This window comes from Pelagibaculum spongiae, assembly GCF_003097315.1.
Lineage (GTDB): Bacteria > Pseudomonadota > Gammaproteobacteria > Enterobacterales > Pelagibaculaceae > Pelagibaculum > Pelagibaculum spongiae.
Map to the genome: position 1 here is coordinate 83757 of NZ_QDDL01000003.1, position 18217 is coordinate 101973.

The 18217-nt window shown below is 43.7% G+C and carries 18 protein-coding genes; 8 read left to right on the forward strand and 10 right to left on the reverse strand.

Annotation, left to right across the window (positions count from 1 at the left end):
- The first annotated feature begins 7 nt into the window (after nucleotides 1-7).
- From DC094_RS09255 to tnpC, 7 genes are all read left to right on the forward strand, one after another.
- Nucleotides 8-1309, forward strand: coding sequence for an AmpG family muropeptide MFS transporter (locus DC094_RS09255; protein WP_116686848.1), 1302 nt, complete (start codon nucleotides 8-10; stop codon nucleotides 1307-1309).
- A gap of 55 nt (nucleotides 1310-1364) precedes the next feature.
- On the forward strand, nucleotides 1365-2243 hold the full coding sequence (locus tag DC094_RS09260; protein ID WP_116686849.1) for an ABC transporter ATP-binding protein: 879 nt from the start codon (nucleotides 1365-1367) through the stop codon (nucleotides 2241-2243).
- A 4-nt stretch (nucleotides 2244-2247) separates the two neighbouring features.
- Entirely contained in the window at nucleotides 2248-3288 is a 1041-nt protein-coding gene (locus DC094_RS09265) for an ABC transporter permease (protein WP_116686850.1), read from the forward strand.
- Between the two features lie 23 nt (nucleotides 3289-3311).
- The gene (locus DC094_RS09270; protein WP_116686851.1) at nucleotides 3312-3752 is read left to right on the forward strand and encodes a methylglyoxal synthase; all 441 of its coding nucleotides are present in this window, start codon (nucleotides 3312-3314) and stop codon (nucleotides 3750-3752) included.
- A gap of 84 nt (nucleotides 3753-3836) precedes the next feature.
- Complete coding sequence (locus tag DC094_RS09275) at nucleotides 3837-4817, forward strand: ketopantoate reductase family protein (protein ID WP_116686852.1); 981 nt, start codon at nucleotides 3837-3839, stop codon at nucleotides 4815-4817.
- Nucleotides 4818-4984: 167 nt separating this feature from the next.
- Nucleotides 4985-5647 carry a 7-cyano-7-deazaguanine/7-aminomethyl-7-deazaguanine transporter gene (locus DC094_RS09280; protein WP_116687125.1) on the forward strand — a complete coding sequence of 221 codons (663 nt, stop codon included), beginning with the start codon at nucleotides 4985-4987 and terminating at the stop codon, nucleotides 5645-5647.
- 449 nt (nucleotides 5648-6096) lie between these two features.
- Nucleotides 6097-7539, forward strand: coding sequence for an IS66 family transposase (gene tnpC, locus DC094_RS09285; RefSeq protein WP_116686853.1), 1443 nt, complete (start codon nucleotides 6097-6099; stop codon nucleotides 7537-7539).
- Between the two features lie 485 nt (nucleotides 7540-8024).
- Here the strand turns inward: tnpC and DC094_RS09295 are convergent, their stop codons facing one another.
- From DC094_RS09295 to DC094_RS09330, 7 genes are all read right to left on the reverse strand, one after another.
- Nucleotides 8025-9128 (reverse strand): transposase, encoded by a 1104-nt coding sequence (locus DC094_RS09295; protein ID WP_133245509.1) that lies wholly within the window; start codon nucleotides 9126-9128, stop codon nucleotides 8025-8027.
- 466 nt (nucleotides 9129-9594) lie between these two features.
- Nucleotides 9595-9822, reverse strand: coding sequence for a hypothetical protein (locus DC094_RS09300; protein WP_133245510.1), 228 nt, complete (start codon nucleotides 9820-9822; stop codon nucleotides 9595-9597).
- Nucleotides 9823-9916: 94 nt separating this feature from the next.
- Nucleotides 9917-10168 (reverse strand): hypothetical protein, encoded by a 252-nt coding sequence (locus tag DC094_RS09305; RefSeq protein ID WP_116686857.1) that lies wholly within the window; start codon nucleotides 10166-10168, stop codon nucleotides 9917-9919.
- 161 nt (nucleotides 10169-10329) lie between these two features.
- Entirely contained in the window at nucleotides 10330-10725 is a 396-nt protein-coding gene (locus tag DC094_RS09310; protein WP_116686858.1) for a hypothetical protein, read from the reverse strand.
- Nucleotides 10726-11202: 477 nt separating this feature from the next.
- Entirely contained in the window at nucleotides 11203-11550 is a 348-nt protein-coding gene (locus tag DC094_RS09320; RefSeq protein WP_116686860.1) for a hypothetical protein, read from the reverse strand.
- Nucleotides 11551-12084: 534 nt separating this feature from the next.
- The gene (locus DC094_RS09325) at nucleotides 12085-13506 is read right to left on the reverse strand and encodes a hypothetical protein (RefSeq protein ID WP_116686861.1); all 1422 of its coding nucleotides are present in this window, start codon (nucleotides 13504-13506) and stop codon (nucleotides 12085-12087) included.
- Nucleotides 13506-14306 carry an outer membrane lipoprotein-sorting protein gene (locus tag DC094_RS09330; protein WP_206605620.1) on the reverse strand — a complete coding sequence of 267 codons (801 nt, stop codon included), beginning with the start codon at nucleotides 14304-14306 and terminating at the stop codon, nucleotides 13506-13508. The genes DC094_RS09325 and DC094_RS09330 overlap by 1 nt, the downstream gene beginning before the upstream one ends.
- A gap of 250 nt (nucleotides 14307-14556) precedes the next feature.
- Between DC094_RS09330 and DC094_RS09335 the strand changes: the two genes are divergently transcribed.
- The gene (locus DC094_RS09335) at nucleotides 14557-14880 is read left to right on the forward strand and encodes a DUF6763 family protein (protein WP_178030891.1); all 324 of its coding nucleotides are present in this window, start codon (nucleotides 14557-14559) and stop codon (nucleotides 14878-14880) included.
- Nucleotides 14881-14962: 82 nt separating this feature from the next.
- Here the strand turns inward: DC094_RS09335 and dusA are convergent, their stop codons facing one another.
- Genes dusA through uup form a run of 3 tightly spaced genes read right to left on the reverse strand, consistent with a single transcriptional unit; the run spans nucleotide 14963 to nucleotide 18188 of the window.
- Nucleotides 14963-15967 (reverse strand): tRNA dihydrouridine(20/20a) synthase DusA, encoded by a 1005-nt coding sequence (gene dusA, locus DC094_RS09340; RefSeq protein WP_116686862.1) that lies wholly within the window; start codon nucleotides 15965-15967, stop codon nucleotides 14963-14965.
- On the reverse strand, nucleotides 15951-16259 hold the full coding sequence (locus DC094_RS09345; protein ID WP_116686863.1) for a glutathione S-transferase N-terminal domain-containing protein: 309 nt from the start codon (nucleotides 16257-16259) through the stop codon (nucleotides 15951-15953). The genes dusA and DC094_RS09345 overlap by 17 nt, the downstream gene beginning before the upstream one ends.
- A 3-nt stretch (nucleotides 16260-16262) precedes the next feature.
- Nucleotides 16263-18188, reverse strand: a complete 1926-nt coding sequence (gene uup, locus DC094_RS09350; protein WP_116687127.1) for an ATP-binding cassette ATPase Uup — start codon at nucleotides 18186-18188, stop codon at nucleotides 16263-16265.
- Between the last annotated feature and the right edge of the window lie 29 nt (nucleotides 18189-18217).

Consider the following 18217-nt stretch of genomic DNA (forward strand, 5'->3'; position numbering starts at 1 on the left):
GATTTATATGACGCCATCCCAGCCGTTAACCTGGCGAACCTTTGCTAACCAGCGCATGTTGGTTTGCCTGTTTACTGGTTTCGCTTCCGGCCTGCCTTTATATATTCTGATTTCCCTAGCGCCGGCCTGGTTACGCGATCAGCAAGTTAGCCTTAAAGAAATCGGTTTTTTTACTCTAGCGACCTTTCCTTACACTTGGAAATTTATTTGGGCACCTTTAATGGAAAGGTTTCAGTTACCCTTTCTCGGTCGCCGCCGGGGCTGGATGCTGATATCTCAGATCGCTATTTTAATTGCCGTTGCTACCCTGGGCCGCTTTTCTCCAACCGAGCAGATCTGGACCATTGGCTATATTTGCTTTGTAATTGCCTTCTTCAGCGCCAGCCAAGATATCGTACTTGATGCTTACCGGCGGGAAGTATTATCAGATGCAGAACTAGGCCTCGGTAATTCTCTTCATATTAATGCTTATCGAATTGCGGGGCTGGTCCCAGGTTCTTTGTCTTTAATTCTTGCTGATCATATGCCTTGGCAAACAGTTTTTGAAATCACTGCATTATTTATGCTGATTGCAATCGCTATGACTTTATTTATTAAAGAACCCGAGCATCCAAACGCACCACCCACTAGCATTAAAAAGGCCGTTGTTGAGCCATTTAAAGAATTTTTTGGTCGGCATGGTGTTAAATATGCACTGACCATTCTGGCTTTTATGTTTTTATATAAGCTGGGCGATTCGATGGCAACTGCATTGTCTACGCCGTTTTATCTCGACTTAGGTTATAGCAAAACTGAAATTGGCATAGTTGCTAAGCATGCCGGTTTATGGCCAGTAATTTTTGGTGGTATTTTTGGCGGCATATTAATGATAAAGACCGGTATCAATCGGGCATTATGGCTATTTGGTGTAGTGCAGATTGTTTCCATTCTGGGCTTTGCTTATTTAGCCAACGCTGAGAAAAGTTTATGGATATTGGCATTTGTTATTGCTTTTGAATATCTCGGTGTCGGCTTAGGCACAGCGGCATTTGTCGCATTTATTGCCAGAACCACCTCACGCGCTCACACCATCACTCAATTTGCATTATTTACCGCTTTAACTGCTATTCCAAGAACCATTACCAGCGCCTATGCGGGTGTTCTGGTTGAAAGTGTTGGCTGGAGTAATTTCTTCTATCTCTGCACGTTGCTCGCAATACCCGGCATGTTTTTATTGCTAGTGGTTGCGCCCTGGAATAGTGAAATGAAAGTAGATGGAGAAATGAAGACCTCTAGCGAAGTAAAAAACCTCAAACAAAATGCCGAATAAAAAAGCGGTTTGATCGAAAAAATGCCACTCCAGCGGTGGCATTCAGGGAGTTGCAATGGATTTATTGGCTGTAGAAAATCTACGGAAAACCTTCAAAGAGCAAGTAGCCGTCGCCGACATCAGTTTTCAGATAAAACAAGGCAGCTGCTTTGGTTTGCTTGGACCTAACGGTGCCGGAAAAACCACCACCATCGAAATGATGGAAGGTATTTTACCACCTAGCTCTGGCCAAGTGCTTTACCGAGGTAAAGCACCCGGTAAAGATTTTCGGCAAAACATTGGCATTCAGTTTCAATCAACCAGCTTGCCCGATCGGTTAAATTGCCTGGAATTATTAGAATTATTCGGTAGTTTTTATCCAAAAAACCGTCCGATAAAAGAACTGATCGAGTTATGCGATTTAGCTGAATTTCTCAATCGGGAACCTAAGCGATTATCTGGCGGACAAAAACAGCGCCTATTGCTTGCGCTGGCATTAATTAATGATCCGGAATTGGTATTTCTTGATGAGCCCACCACCGGACTCGACCCCCAAGCTCGGCGTAATTTCTGGAACCTAGTACAAAAAATCCTCGGTGAAGGAAAAACAGTTGTGCTGACCACTCATTATATGGATGAAGCTGAATTACTATGTGATCATTTGGTAATTATTGACCATGGAAAAATCATAGAACAAGGTTCTCCAAAGCACTTATTAAACCAGCATTTTCCTGAAAGAATGATCCGTTTACCATTGAGTCAACGCGAAGCATTGCAAGCGCTACAACTACCGCTATTACAAGCGGGAGATCGCATAGAGTTGGCTAGCAGCAACCTGGAACAAGACTTCGCTCGACTGATTCAACAAGGTGTTTCGCTGGAAGATGTGCAGGTTCATAGTGCGAATCTAGAAGATTTATTTATTAAATTAACCGGTCACCAACTGAGAGCCTAATGCGATGAGAATAACCAATATTCTGGCGCTAATTGGCGCTCGTAACAAAGAATTTTACCGCGATCGCGGCACTCTGATGTGGAATTTAGCATTTCCATTGCTGCTAATCCTCGGCTTCGCCTTTGCTTTTGGTTACGGCGGGCAGGCAATGTTCAAGGTCGGATACATCGCACCAGACACTTCAAATAAACAAGCCATTCAACCATTGCTCGATACTAAATATATCGATTTTGTTGAATATTCAGTCGATCAAAAAGCCAGCGCGCTGAAAAAACTGCAGCACCATAAAATGGATATGCTGATTCAGAGCAACTCACAACAAACTCAACCTTTGCAATATTGGGTTAACACCAGCTCACCGAAAGGTTATACCCTCGAAAATATTGTTAAGGGAACATTGGCAAAACCAGCAGAAAAACAAACCGTTGAAGGTAACGAAATTCGCTATGTCGATTGGGTATTGCCCGGTGTGCTCGGCATGAACATGATGTTTTCTTGTCTGTTTGGTGTTGGCTATAGTTTGGTGCGCTATCGAAAAAATGGTGTTTTAAAACGTCTGCAAGCCACCCCAGTTCGACCACTGGAATTTATCTTGGCGCAGGTAGTTTCTCGCATGCTGTTGGTCGTTAGCGTAAGCAGCGTATTATTTATCGGTACTTGGCAACTGCTCGGCTTAACCATGCTGGGCAATTGGTTGCTACTGTTTACCGTTTTGATTACCGGCGCTTTCTGCCTAATCAGCTTGGCGCTGGCTATTTGTGCCAGATTAAGCAGCGAAGAACTGGCCGGTGGTCTACTTAATTTGTTCTCTTGGCCAATGATGTTTCTATCAGAGTTATGGTTTTCATTGGAAGGTGCCAGTCCAATTTTGCAGCAAATTGCTCAAGCCTTGCCCTTGACCCATATCGTTTCTAGCGCACGCGCTATTATGACCGAGGGGGCAGATTTGGCCTCGGTAGCGCCAAGCTTAATTACCTTGATCATCATGACCATGATCTTTCTTTTGATTGCCGCCACTTCTTTTCGCTGGAGCGAACAAGGATAGACTGATGTTAAAGAGAGTTAGATATGACTGAGCAAAAAAAACGTACTGTGGCACTGGTTGCCCACGATGGAAAAAAACCTCATCTATTAGATTGGGCGCATCAACATCATGAAATTCTAAAGCAATTTAATTTATGTGCGACAGGCACCACCGGCGCCATGATTTCAAAAGAACTGGATTTACCCATCCAGCGCTTAGAAAGTGGCCCACTAGGTGGCGACCAACAAATTGGCGCGATGATCGTCGAGCAAAAAATCGATTTACTGGTGTTCTTCTGGGATCCGTTGGAAGCCCAACCACATGACCCAGATGTTCGGGCTCTGCTGCGTATAGCATCAGTTTGGAATATTCCAGTGGCTTGTAACCGGGCAACTGCTGATCTGCTGTTTAGCTCGCCGATACTGGCTAGCTATCAAGCAAACCGGGAAGATTTTGCCAGCTATCGTGCCCGCACGCTGGATTAAATCACCGAAATACTGAAAAACTAAAAGCAGGGTAGAACCCGCTCTACCTTGCTTTAATTCTGCTTTTGGTAATCCAATAATAAAATGACGAATCCTTCTGCTGTGAATTCTTTTAGTACTACTTCAACCATTCACCTACTCGGTGCAGGTAGTCTTGGTTTGTTAATCGCTTGCCGGTTGCAACAAGCAAGACAAAACATTTCACTAATTGGCCGTGATCAGCAGGCAGTGGAAAAATTTTCTAAAAGCGGTGTGCTATTTGAAAACTCCCGCTACTTATTCCCATCATTTACCGCAGAAAATATTAAAAAAAATTCTATTCGGCGGCTAATCATTTGCCTGAAAACTTGGCAAACCTTACCCGCAATCAAACCTTTAATAAATGCGTTAGCCGACAACGCACAAATTATTTTGATTCAAAATGGCATGGGAATTATTGAACAGCTCGGTGATTTAATCCGCCAGCAAAAGCCTGAAATTTCATTGTTTCATGCACTCTCTACCCACGGAGCCTGGAAAGAAAATGTTTGGAAAGAAAGCGCATGTAAAAACAACACAAACCAGCAATTTACAGTTCATCAGGCAGGAACTGGTGAAATAAGAATTGACGCGAATTGTCAGTCAAGCTGGATCACTGCATTTACCCAAGCCAACTTAAACCCTCAAACCGACAGCGACATTAAACTCGCCGCATGGAAAAAATTGCTGATTAATTGCTGCATCAACGGGCTGACTGCAATTGCTAATTGTCAAAATGGCCAACTGGCAGTCAACCTTCATTTGAAACAAATTACTCAGCAATTAATTGATGAATGTTTAACTCTTAGCAATAAGATATACCCGGAACTTGCCACGCAACCGATTGCCGATCTGATTTGGCAAGTGATCAATCAAACTGCCGCTAATTATTCATCAACCCATCAAGACCACCAGGCCAACCGACTCAGCGAAATCGATGCGATCAATGGTTATCTGCTAGACATCGCGAAAACAGTTCAACTATCTCTACCCGTTAACCAAACTATCTACCGACTGATCAAATCCGCCGAGGCTGCTTCGGTCTGATTTATCAATACCTAGCGAGTAGCTGATGTAGCTTTAAACTCTGCGACTGGCGAACCCTACTTGATTCGATCAAATTTTGAACAGATAATACTAGACAGCGGGTTGGATTACTTTATAATCGCCCGCCTTCCGAGTTCCCTCACCTCGTACAACAAAAAGGCTTGATGATGCGTGACGCCCTTTCTTTAAATTCTGCTTCAACTGTGACTCTTTCAGAAAATAGTCGCCTATTGATTGCACTCAGTCTGTTTCATGTCACAGTGATTACTGCCAGTAATTATCTGGTGCAAATTCCGTTTCAAATGTTCGGTTTGCATACCACATGGGGCGCTTTTACCTTCCCGTTTATCTTTCTAGCAACCGACTTAACCGTTCGTATTTTTGGCAGAGAACCCGCACGAAGAATTATCTTCAGAGCGATGCTGCCAGCACTGGTGATGTCATACGTTATTTCAGTGCTGTTCTATCAAGGCGCATTCCAGAGCAATGGCCTAGATACCTTCAATAGTTTTGTCGCCCGAATTGCACTGGCTAGCTTTGCCGCTTATATCATTGGCCAGCTGATGGACATTACGATTTTCAATCGGTTGCGCCAAATGTCTCAGTGGTGGATTGCACCAGCCGCTTCAACCATCTTCGGTAATTTAGTCGATACCATCAGCTTTTTTGGTATCGCATTCAATAACTCCAGCGATGCCTTTATGGCAGAAAATTGGATGGAAATTGCCGCAGTCGACTACGGCTGGAAACTGGCCATCAGCTTGCTGCTATTCCTGCCACTTTACGGTGTGTTATTAAATCGAGTACAGCGGTATTTAAAAGGTAAATAAAAGAATTTTGTAACCAACTTTTGTTTTGCCTGCCATTCCAGAGCCAGCTTCGGAACTCAAATTCTAAAGCTGGTTTTTTTATACTGCCACAACTGATTTCTAGCATTAATCACAGATGATAATTACACTAAATTATTTTACGATGTACTTGTTCAAAAGCTGCCTAGGAAATGGTAATGAAAGAATCTGATTGGGAAATATTTAAACAAATCGTAACCATTCAGCACAATTTAATATAAAAATCGCTTGACAGGTTTTTTTATATTTTCCCGAATTTAAGCACCTCTTTCAGAATACCACTTAAACGCCGCATTAAACTGCTATTAACACACCTGATTATCAATGTTTTTTGCTCAGAATAGCGCATCAGCATTCCGCTTCTAAAAAGTCGCCACAGTAAGCCTCAGAGACAAAAAAACCACCCTGAAAACCTGTGCGATAATAACCGCATGGACTCAATCGAAATTAATAAAACAATCGCTGAAACCGAGCGATTGTTAGCCAAAAGCAAACGCTTACCGCCCGAATTGGTGGCGATGGTTCGTATGCTGATGCTCGTCGTTAAGATATTGCTTGATAGCAAAGGGCTAAACAGCAAAAACTCCAGCATTCCGCCATCGGCAGATCCTAATCGAGAAAAGAAATCGCGCGCCAAAAGCAATAAAAACCCAGGCGGGCAGCCTGGCCATAAAGGCAGTAATTTATCACCGGTGAAAGACCCAGATGAAGTGCTGGATATTACGATTGATCGTAGCCAATTGCCGAAAGGAAAATACCGTGTTGTTGGCAGTGAAAGCCGCCAAGTAGTTGATGTTCGTATTACCCGATATGTCACCGAATATCGGGCGCAGATTCTACAAGACGAGCAGGGTAACCAGTTTGTTGCTGAGTTTCCGCAAGGGGTCACTCGGCCAATACAATATGGCAATGAGTTTAAAGCCAACGCGGTTTATATGTCGAGCTACCAGCTGATTCCTTATGAACGGACTCAAAAGCACTTCGCTGAGATATTGGATGCGCCAATCAGCACCGGTAGCCTTGCCAATTTTAATCAGGAAGCTTTTCATCGACTGAAGCCATTTGCTCAGTTAGTACCGGCTATTTTGCGTGCTGGAGATTTGATTCATGCCGATGAAACCGGCGTCAATATCAATGGTAAACGAAAGTGGCTACATGTCGCGAGCAATGACCGCTGGACGTGGATTGAAGCGCATGAATCAAGAGGTATCGAGGCAATGGAAGCGATCGACATCTTGCCTAAATTTACCGGTTTATTGGTACACGATCACTGGAAAAGCTACTACCGATTTGTGCTGTGCTTGCATGTATTGTGTAACGCCCATCATGTACGTGAATTGGCGCGAGCCCATGAGCAAGATGGCCAGCAGTGGGCCAAGGCAATGGAAGATCTGCTTTATGAAATGAATACAGCAGTCAATGAGGCGGGGGGTGAGTTGGATGAAAAGCAGTGTCAAAAATGGGTGAAGCGATATCGAAAAATATTAAAAGCAGGTGATCGGGAATGCCCGGCACCTGAGCCAAAAAAAGCGGATAAAAAAGGTCAATTAAAGCGAGGGAAATTAGCACGAAGTAAATCGAGAAATTTATTAGAGCGGCTGCGGGATTTTGAAGCAGACGTGCTGCGGTTTATGAGTAATACCCGAGCACCGTTTACCAATAATCAGGGTGAACGGGACTTCCGTATGAGCAAGGTTCAGCAGAAGATATCAGGCTGCTTCCGCTCATGGGATGGCGTGAAAGCGTATTGCAGAATCCGGAGCTATATATCGACCTGCCAAAAAAATGGGGTCGGTGTTGGGGAAGCTTTGTCGTTATTATTTGCGGGTAAATGGCCGGACTTTATTCAGGAGAAATTGGATCGGTTGGTGTGACATGCTGAATGGTTACGTTATATTGATAAAAAGCATACTAAAAAACTATCACAAACTCTTCGCACTCCTTGCACTTACTAAAGTCAAAGACAAAGCAAGAGATCGTCATATTAATAGCCAGCAATTGGTTTTTTTAGCGCTGATGACCAATATCATCACTGTGTCAGTTGGATTTCGATTTTATGCACCTGCTAAACAGCACGCCACCTAAACAGCACGCAAACAGCACACGCAAACAGCACACGCAAACAGCACGCCGCAAACAGCACGCCACCCATAATTTCAACCATACCTCAATCCAAAAATCTAATAACCGGAATAACCCTAAAATACTAACATTGAATGTGATTACGGCGGTCGATTGCTTCGTTTCAAATGCAACTATATTAAATTGATGCCACGACGAAAACCGGATCAGCCCCGGTTATTTAAATTGCATCTTATTTTAAAGCTTCTGACTTAAACCTACCCAATAAAAATGAGCATCAAGAGGGTGGTTGTTTTCCAGGCGATGGTATTTGCTGTCGCCAAGTTTCAGTTTGTTGTTTAACTCGATCACGAAACTGCTTGAGGTTCAGCGCATTACCCATCGCATGGGCAAATTGTCGCGCACTGGCCATCACAGTGCTGCGACCGCTCATGGCAGAAGCCCACCAGCGTGCATCAGTCTCAATTTGTAATCGTTCAAAAATGGGCGGCAAACTGCTGTCCATGTGTTTCTTATCAGTGCGCGCCATGCGAGCACTGGCATCGACCAATTCCAAATAATCTTTTAATTTAAATGGTAGTGACTGAGGTTTATCTTTGATATTAATGCCGGGCTTGCTTTCGCTATCGACAAAAGGTTTTAATCGGGCGAAATTATAATCGTAGCGCCGCTGATTATTTGTTTTTCGGCTTTTCTTTCTACGATGATTGCTGACAGGTAATTCAGTTTCCACTCGCGCTTGCACCGAAGTGTAATCCGATGTTTCTGGCGTTTTTGCAATACCGGCACGCAATGGGTTTAGGTCGACATAGGCCATGCAGGTGAGCAAGGCCTGCTCATCCAAAAGGGCTTGTGCTTTAAAGCGGCCTTCCCAGAATCGACCACTACATTGGTCTTCCGCGTTGGCCATTCGTGCCAGCGGCTCGTTAATTGAGCGCATAAACCAGCTAATGGAATATAATCGCTCGCGGTAAATAGTATCAGCAGTTTCTTCAACCCATTGAATTTGTATTTGAGTCAGCATGTGGAATTTGTCAGGATCGAGATAACTCTTAACCCATGGATGCGCCTCGAATACCTTGCAGTATTGCAACAACACCTGCTTAATATTCCATTTTTTCGCGCGCTCCACATCTACATACACCACCAAGTGATAATGATTTGACATCACGGCATAAGATGCAATATCGACGGCGAACGCTTGGCTGAGTCGGTCAATTCGGTCGACAATCCACTGGCGGCGATGGTCGAAATTTTTACGGTGCTTTTTGAGTAGTGTTGGATCTTCTCCGCACAACCACCCTCGCCTAACACAACGCGAAATTACATGGAGAAATGGATTTTCTTTCGGATCGTATAGAATCGCTCTAGGTGTTGGCATGATGTGAAAATGACAACTTTTTCAAGTGCCGCTCCTGCAAAAATCAACGGTTACAATAGGTTAAACTAGTTACAACCGCATGAGAAATTGAATATTTTTTGGTGGGTATAAAAAATATCTTGGGTGGCGTCATTGTTACCAAAAAAGCACCAGAGAAAATCAAACCCCGTCGTATCTGCCCTTGCTGTAAAGAAGAAATGCGCTGCCTGGGCGTGGTACGACCGGTCTAGCCGAAAGGCAGAAATAATAAGGATAATGGCGTAATTATTGAGCAGGAGGGCCGTTACAAAAAACCTAAAAACATGCACTATAAAAAATGCTGATTCCAGCGTTTATAGCTTTGCTCGCCCTGCATTTAGCGGCAGGGCGTGACCTACTTAGTTGAAATATCTGTAATTTACTATAGAGAGTGCCACCCGGGCTTGTTCAACACCCGGATAAGGTGTCGGCTGCGCGACACCTATCCTTATTTGTTAGCCGTTTTTTTTATTGGATTGACTTTTATTCTTCTGATTTTATACATCACAATGAGAAGAATATAACCAACAAGTGGCATTATACTTGGCGATAGAATAACAGCAAAAAAACCAATAATTGAATTGGTTATCATTTTTCTTGAAGTTATGGCAAACCAATATGCCATTATCCAAACAATAAAATATGAAAAATTTGCCCTAATTAATTGACTACTCAACTCTCTTTCCATTTCTACGTATAGCATATAACGCGTAGCAATTAGAAAAATGAAAGCTGTCACCATTAATAGGTGGCAATTTATTCGTATTTTATTAATCTTTGGCTCCAAATTTCTTTTTAACAGCTATACACATTTCACCATCAGGTGACTTCTTACATTCTTGTACGAACATTTGGCACCCTTGTTCTACGCCTTTTTTAACAGAGAATCGATCGCTTTCTTCCATTCCTTTCATCTGCTCTTCCATTCCGATATTCAAACATCCTTCAACCCATGATTCTTTAGTCTCAGAACATGCTGATAACGTTAATACAGTTGCGCTAATCAATAAAAATTTTTTCATTATTTTCTCTTTAGTTTAAGTAATCGAAATTGTAGATATAAAACTTAGCTATGCCATAAACGGCTAACGCGTGGCTATGCCGACCCAAAAAGCTGATAGTGGCAGCGGTTGAAGTTACAAAAGACGTGGCCAGCTTTTTGGGGTCGGCCATGAGCCAATTGTTATAAGCTTGTATTTACCCAATTATTGATGGTGTTTATATTGACTTCGACTTCCTTGATAATTCCCTTGCCATGAAAGTATTTCTTGTAAACCAACACGTCACCTTCAAAACGAAAATCACCAGCGAATCCTTTTTCGATTTTTTGAAACTCAGATATTCTTTTGAAGGATATGTCAAATAGCGTAACCCTGATAATAGGCCCCTCTTGGGAGTCAGTTGTAAGCCATTCTTCCGCTGCAAGATACCGTGAATCGTCAGACCATTGAAGCTTATGACCGAAAATTCGATTCTTTATTTTTGCATCATCAATAGTAAGTGTGAAGTACGCTGGTCCAAACCGAATTTCACTCTTATATTTTAATTCAGCAATATGTTTTTCATCTGGTGATTTCATTTCATTTTTGCTTATAACGTGGTAGCAACACCGGTGAGCAAATGAGCCTGCGGCGAAATTTGTGATCCGGTGCCTGCGATTGTTATGTGAATTACTCATTTAAATGCAATTAAGTAGCTAAAAAAGCAGGCTATAGAAAACCAAATTATTAGAATAGTATTTCGATGTTTTTCTGAATCGGGCCTCGCAGGGATATCCATGAAATGAAGATACTTCATTGGGCGCCCTAGCAATTTTTCAACAAAAAATTTTGCCAACACAGCCCACAAGAACGCTACAGCGTAGTGCTCAAAAGCGCCTCCGTCGTCAGCAAAGTAGAAAATACCAGCTGACATTAGCAAAAATACAAATAGACCGATACTAAACAAATAACTACCTTTCACATAACGCCGCCATCAACTGCGTAGCAAGCTGGCGCTTTTTGTGCGTTTTTTGCACAAAAAGTGACAGGTTGCGGAGTCAGATTGCATGGCCTTGTTAAGTGCGTTTTTGACATACCTTACCGATTACCCAGGGTAGAGCAAAAAACCATTGAATATACCCTGCTAGAAAGGCAAATAACCAATAAACAAACCACTGAATATTTGCTTGATAAAAATAAAACTCAGGTTCATAAACCGGAACCAAGAGTTTGAAAATAAAGTCGATAATAACTGATGAATATAGGTGCACAGCCAGTCCACTCAATGGGAAGCCCGCCATGATAAGCGCCAGCCCATAAAATGGACCGCTATCGATTGAACTTATTTTGAGTCCGTTAATAAAGAAGAATGCCATTGGCATGACAAGCATACCGAATATCCATAATTTCTTAACGATGCTCATAATTCTCCTGGCACTTAACAGCAACCTATGCCGCATTTTTGCCGCATAGTCTTATATAAATATGAAAGACAAATTCCGCTTTAGCTCGGCGCTAGGGCTTTACTCTGGTGGCTTGCTTGCCTTTTCACGTCTTGCTGGCGACGATATATTTTGATTCCGTGTATGTCAATTGATTGAACTATCGACAAAATGCCGCTGAACAGAGGGGTTTTGAAAAAGCATCTCAACTCATTGAAATAAAATGGTTGTTTTGCAGTTTACTCAATCGACATATACGGTTAACTTTTGTTGAGTTTGACCGTGAACAACGCTGCATATAGCGCTCTCGATACGAATATTGTTTTCAGGTGCAGCATGCAATTACAACGTAACTGGTCATTTCAAGGCAGGATCGAAACGCTAAGTTAGCGCCACTGGCCACTGGATCTCGGTAAGCTCAAGCAGATTTAAATGGTGTAGCTGCTTTATATTTCCAAGCAGCTTAGCCACTTTAAAAAAACAGCTGCACCATTTAAAAAAAACAGACAAACCCAATTAAAAATAAGTCTCTAGCGATAACTGAATATAATGATCACGGCTGATATCCAATTCATCTCTCAAGACATTTTTATAGCCACCACCCAAGAAAACTGCCTGGACTTTACTGCTAAATAACCAGTCATCAAATACCCGCCTACTGAATTCAAAACGCAGCGCGCCGCTTTCACTTTCTGGCTCGAACAGCATGCCTAATTCGGCTTCATGGGAGTTTTCATCATTCATTGCCCATCGGCCACCAAAGGTAAACAATTTGGCTGGTAATGCTTGGTCTGAACGCTGATCGTAAAAGGTTTCCAATATCAGTCGCCAGTCGTAGTCGCTTGAAAGTATCGAACCTAAGTCCAGCTCAAGACCGGCAACGGCTGCGCGATATCGGCCGGGTGCTTTAGGCGCAATGCTATTTAGAAATTCTTGGGTTAATGCGCCACCCGCGGCTAATTGATCTTCAATTGAAGCTTGAACATTTAAAATAGCTAGTAATTCGCGGAAGTAGCCGTCTAAGCCAGAATTTTTTACTGCATAAACTTCACCATGCACTTCGATCATTTCCAGCTTAAAAACCCAATCGCCTAACAGCCAGTTTAAATCCAGCCCGACTTGGTCGATGGTGTGATACACCGGCACTAACTGATAATCAATCTGAAAAGGAATCGGCTGAATCACTAGTTGGTCTAACCGCGCTTCCAGCGACGGGCTTCGGCTGACACCACTAAAATAATGCAGCCCTAAATCCATATCGCCAAAGGTTCGCGCCCAGCGAATGGCTAAATCAATATTATGATCGCCGTCACCATCGGCATATTCTGCATTGGGCGATACCACAATCGGTGACAGTCGACCACCCTGTTTTGGGTAACGCTGGCGAACCGCCCCCGGCATTAAAATCAGGTCCAGATCGCCCCAGTCTCGGGAAGTGGTTGCCTTAAGCATTGGCTGACCTAACTTGCTGGTTTCAGTAAAACCCTCAATCAATGATTGTTGGTTAATAATATCAACCAGATTCAAGCTCTCGGCGGTGCCCCAGAATACTTCCTGAAAACCAGCCGAATATTCCCAATCCTCAGTTAACCAAAGCCCATACATGTCTTTGATGTAATGCTGGCTGATGCTGTTTTTTGGCGCTTCATCAATATAAGGCGCAAAGGTTTCACTTAAATCAAAACGTGAATAGCCAGAAAAAATGAAGGAAAAATCACCGTCCTCGTTGTCGTATATCCAGCTAGGCTGAAACACTATCGAAGGTTGGAAATTACCCTGACCTGCATAGCCAGAGCGAGGGAAAATTCTGGTTTCAAAAGCCGCCGATGCTTCCCATGCGCCTTTACCACCAATGACTGGAAATGCAGCTAACAGCTGCTGGCTGGCCAAACTACAACTCGTTAGAATTGCAGTTGCCAGCCAAAACTTCAGCTTCATTACTTGATCCGCTTCAGGCTATTCTTATTGAAATCTTTCTTTGACAAACCATTATCAAACTTAATATTGCTGATTTCCAGCACGGTACTTTTACCAGTTTGATGGTTTTGCATTTGCATTTCAGCTGGACGCCAAAATTTATCTTTATACTGCTGATGCCCTTTAATAATGAGGGTTTTCAGCAAAGATTTTTTGCGGTCATAAAACTCAGTTTTCACTAAACGATATTCTGCTTGGTCCATCCAGACAGTTTGCCGGGTGTAACCTGAGTTTTTATCTTTAGGGAAGCGTTCCATTACATAACAAGTCCATTCGCCACAGGGCTCGTCACGTAAATATTTATAATCGTATTTATCGACTTCCTGCGAACTCATATCTTCATAGGCAAACTCGCTACCCATAAACGGCCCGGTTTTATTACGAGAAGCGATCCGCTTGACCCGCTTAACCGCTGGCAAATACAACCATTGATCGTCATCCCCTTCTTTATGGGAGAAAGTCAGTAAGGCGGTGCCTTTTACATCACGTGGTTGATTGAAAATAGTCAGGCTTTTATCACCATCGTCGGGTATTTCCAACGCCTTAACCTTGAGATAACGAATGCTTTCTTTACCTTGGGCATTTCGCAGCACCATTTTCATGTCCGACTGACTGTCGTTCCAGCCAGCAGCATGTTGGTCAGCAGCCACTGCAATTTGTAGCCCTTTCTCTTGGGGAGTTTCAGCCAGAACAACTTGAGAAGTCGTAACAGAGGTGACAATAGTTGCTGACATTAGCAGCAAAAACGCCTGTTTTTTCATTATTATTTTCTCCAACGGCCGCTGTAACGGCTTCTAATCGGACCTGGATGGCTTCAGTAAAACCTGCAAGGTTTTATCAAACGAAGTGTTGCTAAATATCCCGCTTGCCACAGTCAGAGTCAAGATAATTTAATTCACTTGTATTAAATCTTTGTTGATGGGTTTAATGATTTGAATCAACTGCGCAAAACTGCGGCTTTTCGATTATTATCCTAAACAACCGGTCTTTTTCCGGTTTAGGAGGTATCAGATGTCTTCCAACACTTCTCCGGTTCCCAGCATTGGTAACTGGTATCAAAACAAGCAAGATGGCAGTATTTTTGAAGTCGTCGCAGTCGACGCTCGAGATGGCACCATCGAAATTCAATTCTTTAATGGCGATATCACAGAACTCGATGTGGAAAGCTGGGTGCAAATGCAGCTGAGTTACACAGCCGAACCCAATGATACCAGCGGCGCATTAGAGCCGGACACCATGAATGATGACGCTGAATTCAATGGCGACGCGGTTAATTTGGTGCTCGACCAAGAGTTCAGGTCAACTGAGGGGTATCTGGATGACATGGATCTTTAACACACTTTCCATACCTCCTGATGATGGGTAAAAAAATGGCTGGCAACTTTAGGCTACCAGCCATTTTTTGATCGTTCGACAATTAGCGAACGTGATCAAGTGCGTCCACTAACAGCTTGCCATTACTTTGTGGCAAATGTGCATTCTCACTAATCATCCGTCGCCATTTCCTAGCACCAGGAATGCCCTGAAACAGCCCTAACAAATGACGCGAAATATGCTTTAACTTGCCACCACGGGCTAAGTGCTGGTCGATGTAAGGCAACATCTTTTCAATTATTTGTGCACGTGAATAGCCTTGATCTTCCCCGCCATAAATTTGTGAATCACATTGGGATAAAATCCACGGTGATTGATAAGCCGCCCGGCCAATCATGACACCGTCCAATGGACCAATAAATGGCTTAGCCTGCTCAAGATCTTGAATGCCGCCGTTAAGGATGATTTCCAGATGGGGGAAATCCTTTTTCAGCTGCAATACCGTATCGTACTTCAGCGGCGGAATATCTCGATTTTCCTTAGGCGACAAACCACCTAAAATGGCTTTTCTGCCGTGAACAATGAATGTTTCACAGCCGCTTTCTGCCACCTTGCCAACAAAATCACACAACAGCTGATACGAATCTAAGTCATCGATACCAATACGATGCTTCACCGTCACATCAATATCGACCACATCACGCATGCTTTTAATGCAGTCAGAAACCAGCTGCGGCTTGGCCATTAAACAGGCACCAAAGGCACCGGACTGAACCCGATCACTGGGACAGCCAACATTGAGGTTAATTTCGTTATAACCCCAGGCTTCACCCAACTTGGCGCACTTGGCCAAATCTTGTGGATCACTGCCGCCCAACTGCAATGCGATTGGCTGCTCACACTCGCTAAAATCCAGATGACGTTGTTTGTCACCATAAATAATGGCGCCAGTGGTGACCATTTCGCTATATAACCAACAGTTCTTGCTCAACAGTCGTAAAAAATAACGATCATGTCGATCAGTCCAGTCGAGCATTGGAGCAACACTGATTAGCCGTTTTGGTAAACCATTGGCATAAAAGTATTGTGAATTAACGTCTTGTTGCATACCGCTTAAACCAGTCAATAATTTCAGTAGATTCATAAAGCCAAATGACTTTTTCACTTTGTGAATCGGTAATTGCCAAACATGGCACTTGTTTCTTGCCACCACCGTCAATCAACTGCTGACGCACCGTTGGCCGGACAACATTCGCCAAGGTCACAGCAGACAGCTTGCCCTGCAACCTTAGCCACAACATTGCCAAAAACACCTTGATACAAAAGGGGCAGCCAGCCGAATAGAATAATTTCAATTTCGGCGCTAGCTGGCGATGATTTAGAGATTGTCTATCTCTCACCGATTAATTCCCTTGCAGTTCATTCTTGAGGCTTTCCAGTTCATCCCAACGCTCAAAGCAAACTTCCAGTTTTTTCTCAACCTGAGTTTGTTCTTCAATCACCGGGTCGGTTTTCTCACGGGGCTGTTTGAAAAATTCTACATCAGCCATTGCCGATTCAATTTCCGCCAAACGTTTTTCTAGTTGCTCCAGCTCTAATGGCAATTGTTCTAACTCACGCTGTTCTTTATAGCTGAGCTTTTTCTTGCCATTTTTAGCAACCGCCTTATTGGCCGGTGCAGCCACTTGAGCCTGCTGCTTTTGCTGACGCTTTTCGGCATCGACTTTAGCTTGCTGACGAATCTGGGAAATGCGCAACCAATCTTGGTAGCCACCCATTACTTCAACAATCTCACCTTCGCCTTCAAACACCAGCATGCTGGTGACCACGTTATCGAGGAACTGACGATCGTGACTGACCAGTAATAACGTGCCGGCAAATTCACCTAACAATTCTTCCAACAATTCCAGAGTTTCGATATCTAGGTCGTTGGTTGGCTCATCCATTACTAGCAAGTTGGCTGGCTGGCTGAACAAACGCGCCAACATCACCCGATTTCGCTCACCACCAGAAAGTGCTCGCACCGGTGTTCTGGCGCGCTCAGGAGTAAATAGGAAATCTTGCAGATAACTGATGATATGGCGGTCTTTTCCACCAATGGTAATCTGGTCGCGCCCTTGGGAAATATTATCGATCACCGATTTGTCTTCATTTAACAAATCACGCATCTGATCGAAATAAGCAATCTCAAGCTTAGTGCCGAGGGCAATTTGCCCCAGCTTTGGCTCAAGCTTACCCAGCATTATTTTTAACAGGGTTGATTTACCAGCACCATTTGGCCCCAATAAACCAATTCGATCACCGCGCTGAACCGTTAAATCAAAATCTTTGATTAAGGTTTTATCGCCATAACCATGACCAATACCTTGCAAGTCCATCACCAACTTTCCAGACTTGTCTGCCTGGTCTAGTTTGATGTTGGCTTTGCCCACCCGGTGACGTCGATCAGAGTGTTCGTTGCGCATTTTCTTTAATGCACGAACCCGCCCTTCATTACGGGTGCGACGGGCCTTAATACCTTGTCTGATCCAGGTTTCTTCCAATGCCAATTTGCGGTCAAACTCGGCGTTTTGCATTGACTCTGCATGCAGGGCATCTTCCTTACGTTCAATATAAGTCTGGTAGCCACATTCCCAACTAGTGAGATTGCCACGATCCAGATCGAGTACTCGATTAGCCATTTTCTGCAGCATTGCCCGGTCGTGACTGATCATAATGATCGCACCCGGATACTGGACGATTTGCTCTTCCAGCCAAACAATGGCTTCTAAATCCAAATGGTTGGTTGGCTCATCGAGTAATAATAAATCTGGCTCTGAAACCAAGGTGGCCGCTAAGGCTACCCGGCGACGCCAACCGCCCGACAGATTGGATACCAGCTGATCACCATCTAACTGCAAACGAGTCAGCGTGCGCTCTATTTGCTGGTCAAAACCCCAGCCATCAACCGCTTCAATTTGATGTTGCAGCTCTTCCATTTCATCAAGTAGCTCTGGCTGCTCGGCAACTTGATCTACCAGCTGGTGATAACGGGACAACAATTTACCCGTTTCGGCCAAACCACCGGCGACCAAATCAAACACTCGAGAAGATTCATCCCACGGTGGATCTTGCTCAAGTCGTGCCACTCGCACGTTTTTGGTTAACCTTCGCTCCCCTTCTTCAGGCACAATTTCGCCTGCCAACACTTTCAAAAGGGTCGACTTACCGCAACCATTTCGACCCACTAGCGCAATGCGCTCACCTGGTTCTATCGACAAGGTGACGTGGTCTAACAAAGGCTGCATTCCGTAGCCAAGAAAAACCTTATCCAACGCCAAAAGTGGCATGGGTAGAAACTCCAACAGAAAAAAATCTT

Excerpts from the sequence above, each read along its gene's own strand:
- DC094_RS09260 (WP_116686849.1), top strand. The coding sequence starts at position 1,365 with ATGGATTTATTGGCTGTAGAAAATCTACGGAAAACCTTCAAAGAGCAA.
- DC094_RS09320 (WP_116686860.1), bottom strand. The coding sequence starts at position 11,550 with ATGAGCATCGTTAAGAAATTATGGATATTCGGTATGCTTGTCATGCCA.
- DC094_RS09280 (WP_116687125.1), top strand. The coding sequence starts at position 4,985 with ATGCGTGACGCCCTTTCTTTAAATTCTGCTTCAACTGTGACTCTTTCA.
- DC094_RS09270 (WP_116686851.1), top strand. The coding sequence starts at position 3,312 with ATGACTGAGCAAAAAAAACGTACTGTGGCACTGGTTGCCCACGATGGA.
- DC094_RS09325 (WP_116686861.1), bottom strand. The coding sequence starts at position 13,506 with ATGAAGCTGAAGTTTTGGCTGGCAACTGCAATTCTAACGAGTTGTAGT.
- tnpC (WP_116686853.1), top strand. The coding sequence starts at position 6,097 with ATGGACTCAATCGAAATTAATAAAACAATCGCTGAAACCGAGCGATTG.
- DC094_RS09310 (WP_116686858.1), bottom strand. The coding sequence starts at position 10,725 with ATGAAATCACCAGATGAAAAACATATTGCTGAATTAAAATATAAGAGT.
- DC094_RS09265 (WP_116686850.1), top strand. The coding sequence starts at position 2,248 with ATGAGAATAACCAATATTCTGGCGCTAATTGGCGCTCGTAACAAAGAA.
- DC094_RS09335 (WP_178030891.1), top strand. The coding sequence starts at position 14,557 with ATGTCTTCCAACACTTCTCCGGTTCCCAGCATTGGTAACTGGTATCAA.
- DC094_RS09330 (WP_206605620.1), bottom strand. The coding sequence starts at position 14,306 with ATGAAAAAACAGGCGTTTTTGCTGCTAATGTCAGCAACTATTGTCACC.
- DC094_RS09255 (WP_116686848.1), top strand. The coding sequence starts at position 8 with ATGACGCCATCCCAGCCGTTAACCTGGCGAACCTTTGCTAACCAGCGC.
- DC094_RS09275 (WP_116686852.1), top strand. The coding sequence starts at position 3,837 with ATGACGAATCCTTCTGCTGTGAATTCTTTTAGTACTACTTCAACCATT.
- DC094_RS09295 (WP_133245509.1), bottom strand. The coding sequence starts at position 9,128 with ATGCCAACACCTAGAGCGATTCTATACGATCCGAAAGAAAATCCATTT.
- dusA (WP_116686862.1), bottom strand. The coding sequence starts at position 15,967 with ATGCAACAAGACGTTAATTCACAATACTTTTATGCCAATGGTTTACCA.
- DC094_RS09305 (WP_116686857.1), bottom strand. The coding sequence starts at position 10,168 with ATGAAAAAATTTTTATTGATTAGCGCAACTGTATTAACGTTATCAGCA.
- uup (WP_116687127.1), bottom strand. The coding sequence starts at position 18,188 with ATGCCACTTTTGGCGTTGGATAAGGTTTTTCTTGGCTACGGAATGCAG.